This is a genomic window from Pseudomonas sp. EGD-AK9, from assembly GCF_000465935.2.
GTDB lineage: Bacteria > Pseudomonadota > Gammaproteobacteria > Pseudomonadales > Pseudomonadaceae > Aquipseudomonas.
Map to the genome: position 1 here is coordinate 1 of NZ_AVOF01000231.1, position 5308 is coordinate 5308.

4 protein-coding genes are annotated in these 5308 nt (G+C 68.1%); all 4 read right to left on the reverse strand.

The window, feature by feature from the left end; all coding sequences use genetic code 11:
• Positions 1-33: 33 nt before the first annotated feature.
• Positions 34-1389 carry a DUF1329 domain-containing protein gene (locus N878_RS11890; protein WP_021443877.1) on the reverse strand — a complete coding sequence of 452 codons (1356 nt, stop codon included), beginning with the start codon at positions 1387-1389 and terminating at the stop codon, positions 34-36.
• 38 nt (positions 1390-1427) lie between these two features.
• Positions 1428-3407 (reverse strand): DUF1302 domain-containing protein, encoded by a 1980-nt coding sequence (locus tag N878_RS11895; RefSeq protein ID WP_031303076.1) that lies wholly within the window; start codon positions 3405-3407, stop codon positions 1428-1430.
• Between the two features lie 138 nt (positions 3408-3545).
• Positions 3546-4112, reverse strand: a complete 567-nt coding sequence (locus N878_RS11900) for an alpha/beta hydrolase (protein ID WP_021443879.1) — start codon at positions 4110-4112, stop codon at positions 3546-3548.
• Positions 4113-4412: 300 nt separating this feature from the next.
• Positions 4413-5308 (reverse strand): methyl-accepting chemotaxis protein (locus N878_RS11905; RefSeq protein WP_021443880.1); only part of this gene is annotated, 896 nt, incomplete at its 5' end.

Here is a 5308-nt window from a genome sequence, read left to right on the forward strand (position 1 = left end):
AGCGCCGGCCGGGCCCTGCCCGGCCGGCGACCCTCAGCGGATACCGGCGCCGGCCAGCGCCTCGGGCGACCACTGGGCCTTGGACAGGGGCTCGATGTACTTGATGCCGCCGTACGGGCCGACCACGCCGTTGACGTTGTAGCTGCCGCCGATCAGGTCGTAGATGACGTGGGGCGCTGTGTTCGGCGTAGCGACGTCGTAGCTCTGGGTCAGGAAGCTGAAGGAGCCGCGGTACAGCTGGCCACCGGCGTCGTACTGATCGGAGGCCAGGGCGTTCCAGCTGTCCTCGTCGAGGTAGAAGCGGCGCTTGGCATAGATGTGGCGGGCGCCGGCCTTCAGCGTGCCCTCGACCACCCACACGCGGTGCTTCTCCCAGCGCACGAACTCCGGCGCCAGGTGATTGGGCGTGGTCAGCTGCTTGGGGTCCTTGATATAGGTGAGCTTGTAGGTGTTGTAGGGCACGAACATTTCCTGCTTGCCGACCAGTTTCCAGTCGTAGCGATCCAGCGCGCCGTTGAACACGTAGATGTCGTCGTAGGTGCCGGAGCCGGCGGTACCCGGGTTCGGCGTGTCGTAGGCCAGGTTCGGCGCCAGCTTGACCCGACGCACGCCGGGCAGGTACTGCCAGGCGCGGCGCGGTTGCTCCAGCGGGTTGGCGGCGTCCTTGAGCATCAGCGATTCGCCGGCGCGGCGGGCCGGGCCGCTGTAGTACAGCTTGGTCTGGAAGTAGGTGTCCCTGGCGTCGATCACCTTGTTCGTGTCTTCGTAGATGGGGAAGGCGTTGAACGCGGTGCCGGTGGTGGCCAGGGTGGCGACGCCGGCGGCATCGACGTTCCAGGAGTCGTACTTGGTGGTGTAACCGGCGCCCTGGAAGCGCAGCAGGTGGTTCCACATGGCCTCGGCGCCGGACTGCGGAATCGGGAAGGGAATGCCCGGCAGCACGTTCTCGATGGCGTTGCCGCCTTCCAGCGACTTGGCCCCGGTGGCGTTCTTCAGCGTGTTGTCCAGCAGCGCCTGGGGCATGGTCGCGGTACGGTGGCTGGGGTAGACCTCGGCGCGGAAGCTCGGGTAGCGCTTGGCCAGTTCGTAGGTCACGGCGGTCAGCTGGTCCTTGTACTGATCGGCGTTCTTGCCGTCGATCACCAGCAGCGGCTGCTCGCCGGCGAAGGGATCGGGGCGCACGGTGTCGCCGTTCTTGAAGCCTGCCGGGGCGGTGTTCAGGCCGCCCTCGAAAGCCGGGATGGAGCCGTCGGCATTGCCGGCCTTTTCGGCACCGACCAGGGTCAGGGTCTGGCCGAGCTTGGCGGCCTCGTCAGCGGATACCGCGGCCTGGGCCTGCGCAACGACCAGCGCCAGAGAGGCAGCCAGTAGGGTTTTCACGAATTTCATTGGGTGTACTCCTGCTCGTAAGCTGGGCAATTCATAGATCAGAAGGTGGTCTTGAAAGTCAGATAGAGCGCACCCCGGTCTTCGCCGGTGGCCCCACCGCCGGAGAAGGAGGCATAGCCGCCGGCGTAGCAGGTGTAACGCTCGGTACCGTCCAGGGCGTTGGGGGTCGCGCCATCGGTCGCGCCGTTCTCGCACTTGGCCGAATCGCCGAAGGAGTCGACGTACTTGAGGTCGACGTAGTACTGGTTGTAGATGGCCGCGCTCACGCCCACCGCGTAGTTGCCGGTGTCCTCGGCGCCGCCGGCGACCACCGGCGAGACGCCGTCGAGACCGACGTTGATCGACATCGGCGCGGACAGATCCACGCCCGGGAACACCTGGTACCAGGTCGGCGTGAAGTTGACCGCCAGGCCCCAGTTGTCGCGGGTCGGCTTGTCGATGCCGCGGTAGGTGTCCTTGCCCTTGTACAGCGCCTCGTTCTTGCTATCGAGGCTCAGCAGGTTGCTGTAGTACAGCTCGCCCAGCAGCGTCGCGGCGTCGAACAGCGGCGTCTCGGCGATGGCCAGCAGACCGTTGAGGGTCCAGTGCAGGGTGTCGCCGGTGGCGGCCATGCTGTCGCCCTCGCCCGGCAGGTCGGTGACCACGCCGGAACCGGCGCTGCGCGGCGGCAGCGCCCCCAGGCCGGCGGCCAGCCCGGCCGGGCCGGTGGCGCTGACGATGGCCGGGATGCTGGACAGCGGCATGTTCTTGCGGATGTTCAGGTCGCTGCCGACGCTGACCCCGGCGAACTCCTTGGACAGGCTCAGGCCGTAGATGTCGATGTCGTCGCCGTAGGACAGGTTGTAGCTGGTGCCGGCCAGGGAATCGACCAGGCGGCAGACGCCGGTGGCCGGTACGCTGACCACGCCGCCCGGCGCCACCACGCAGCTGCCCTGGGTCAGCGACAGCGAGCGCGCATCCAGCACCGCCTGCGGCAGGATGTCGGAGGTCCGGCGGTAGTAGAAACCCAGGGTGCCGTCCAGCCACTCCGGCGCCCACTTGGCCATCAGCCCCCAGTCGCCGCTGTCGTTCGGCGTGTTGTCGTCGCCGCGGCGCACGTTGGTCAGCGCGTCCTGACCGAGGAAGCCCGGTGGCGTCGCGGTGTGGCCGAGCAGGAAGGACTGCGCACCCTCGCCGAGCAGGTCGGAGGTGCCGTAGTAAGTGCCGGCCTCGGGCAGGCGGGCGGCGTCCCAGTCGAAGAAATACTGCGCGCCGAAGGTCCACTCGGAGTTCAGGGTGAAGCTGGTGGAGAGCTGGTTGCGCGGCATGAACAGCTCCTTGGCCTCGGTGCCCGGCGAGGCGGCCAGCTTGGCCAGGTCCAGGCCGGACTGGCCGTAGCTCAGCGAGTGCACCGGGTTGAGAATGGTCTCGCCCCAGAACACGTTGTGCTGGCCGGCCTTGACGCTCAGCAGCGACTCCTCGCCGACCTCGGTGCTGTAGAACACGAAGGCGTCGAGGATCTCGCCGGACGGGCCGCTGTAGTAGCGCTTGGCGTAGCGGCTCAGGTGCGGATTGCCGTTGCCCAGGCCGTCGGCGCTGGCAAAGGGGCCGACCAGCGGGTGCTGGGTGGTCATGCCGCTGGCCGCGTCGTTGCCGTTGACGAAGGGGTTGGAGTTGGAGCCGGTGTTGTCGTAGGCCTTGTCGTACCAGCTGGCGGCACTGACGCGAAAACCCATGCGGTTCTGGTAGACCACGTCGAGCTCGGTGAGCAGGTCGACGCGGTTGGTGATGTTGGTGCCGGCCTTGCGGAAGTTGTAGTCGCCGTCGTTGTTGTTCGGCGTGGCCAGCATGCGCTTATCGGCGCTCTCGGTGCGTACGCCGTAGTTGTACTTGACCGTGTTGTCGAAGCGTACGGCCCAGTCCTCGCTGCCCAGGTCGACTTCGACGGCATGGGCGGCCGGCATGGAAGCGGCGAGGATCGCCGTGGCCAGCAGGCTGCGCCGCAAGGGCCGAGTAGCGTGATTCTTATTGTTGTACATGCGTTGTCTCCGCTTGTTGTGTTTGTGGCTCTAACAACGGCTCACATCCGGTATAGCAAGGGTGCGAGTTCTCATGCTGCGGCTCAGCCGGCGGCTGGCGGCAGCGCTGGGCGACGCGGCTCCGGGGAGCCGCGCGCCTCAACAATCCAGTTCGCGAATGAAGGCCTCGGCCCGCTCCCACTCGCCGTAACCCGAAGCCGGGTTGAGGTGGCCGACCGCGCCGAGATTGACCAGTTGGCTGCCCCAGGCCTCGGCCAGATGGCAGGCGGCTTCCAGGCTGGCCAGGTAGTCGTTGCTGCTCGCGGCGACGATGCTGGGAAAGGGCAGGCGGCCGTCCGGCAGCGGATCCCAGCCATGCGCGCGCAGGCTGTCCGGCGTCGGATAGCCCTGCGGCCAGCTGGCCTGCAGGTCCGGCGGGGTGGCCAGCAGGGCGCCCTGGATCGGGCGGCTGTAGCGGGCCGCCCAGTGCGCCACCATAAGCACGCCGGCGCTGTGGGCGACCAGGATCACCGGGCCCTCGATCTGCTCCAGCTCGCGCTGGATGGCCTCGACCCGGGCGGCACAGCTGAGCTTGTCAGCCTGCAGCGGGGCAACCGAACGCACCTTGCTCAGCTTGGCTTCCAGCAGGGTTTGCCAGTGTTGCGGCACGTGTTCGCGCAGACCGGGAACGATCAGCACCGTGGCATGGGTTTGCAGCTTTTCCACATCGACACCTTTGCAGTTGGCTCCGGCTTTACAGGTAGCCGGATGGTCGTTGCAGACAACAGTAAAGAGCCCCCACCTACCCCGCTTCACATTTGGCGTCAGCCATTTCTCATTTGATGACAGGGGCGAAATGCCCCTTCGAACGCCGCCGCACAGCCTCCCGAAAAGCCGTTTCCCAGCCGCCGTTCCCGGGCCGTTCCCAGGCCGGCAACGGCGCCGCGCAGCCTGGCCGGACGCCCGCCATTCTCGGCGCGCGCCAGTCTCACGAACGGGGGTTGAGAGTGCCGCGGCGACGGCGGCTCAGGTATCGAAGCGCGCGACCAGGGCATGCAGGGCGTGCGCGGTGGCCTCCAGCTCGCCGCCCAGGTGCGCGGAGCGCGCGGTGACCTCGGCATTCTGCTCGGCGGCCGTGGAGATGTTGCTGATCTGCCGGGAAACGTCCTCGGCCACCAGATTCTGCTGCTCGGCGGCGGCGGCCATCTGCTCGGCCATCTGGTGGATGCGCTCGACGGCGGTGGTGATGGCGTCCAGCGCCTGTTCGGTTTCGCTCACCCAGGCCACCCCGGCCCGCGCTTCCTCGCTGCCCTGGCGGGCGATCTGCACCGCCTGGGCCGCCACCTGCTGCAGGCTGGCGATGATGCCCTGGATCGCCTCGGTGGACTCCTGGGTCTTCGACGCCAGTGCCCGCACCTCGTCGGCCACCACGGCAAAGCCGCGGCCCTGCTCGCCGGCGCGGGCCGCCTCGATGGCCGCGTTGAGGGCCAGCAGATTGGTCTGTTCGGCGATGCTGCGAATCATGTTGGCCGCCTGCTGGATCGACTGCGCCTCGCCGGCCAGCCCGGCCACCGAGGCACTGATGCCGTCCACCGTATGCGCCAGCTTCTCGACCACCGCGCGACTCTGCCGGGCCTGGCTGCTGCCGCCTTGCGACAGCCGATTGACCTGGCGCGCCTCGACGGCGGTTTGCTGCACGTGTACGGCGACCTGGTTGATCGAGGCGGCCATCTGCTGCATGGCGGTGGCGGCCATGTCGGCCTCGACCCGCTGCGCCTGCAACGCCCGCTCGGCCTGCTGCACCAGCTGGCCGTTCTGCGAAGCCTGGCGGGCGGTGCGCGTGGCTTGGTCGCCGAGCAGGCCGAGCGCGGTACGGATGCGCGCGCCCTCGCTGATCAGCGCCAGCTGCAGCCGCGACACCG

What these genes read in the sequence shown, in the direction of transcription:
- N878_RS11890 (WP_021443877.1), bottom strand. Translation starts at nt 1,389, where the DNA reads ATGAAATTCGTGAAAACCCTACTGGCTGCCTCTCTGGCGCTGGTCGTT.
- N878_RS11895 (WP_031303076.1), bottom strand. Translation starts at nt 3,407, where the DNA reads ATGTACAACAATAAGAATCACGCTACTCGGCCCTTGCGGCGCAGCCTG.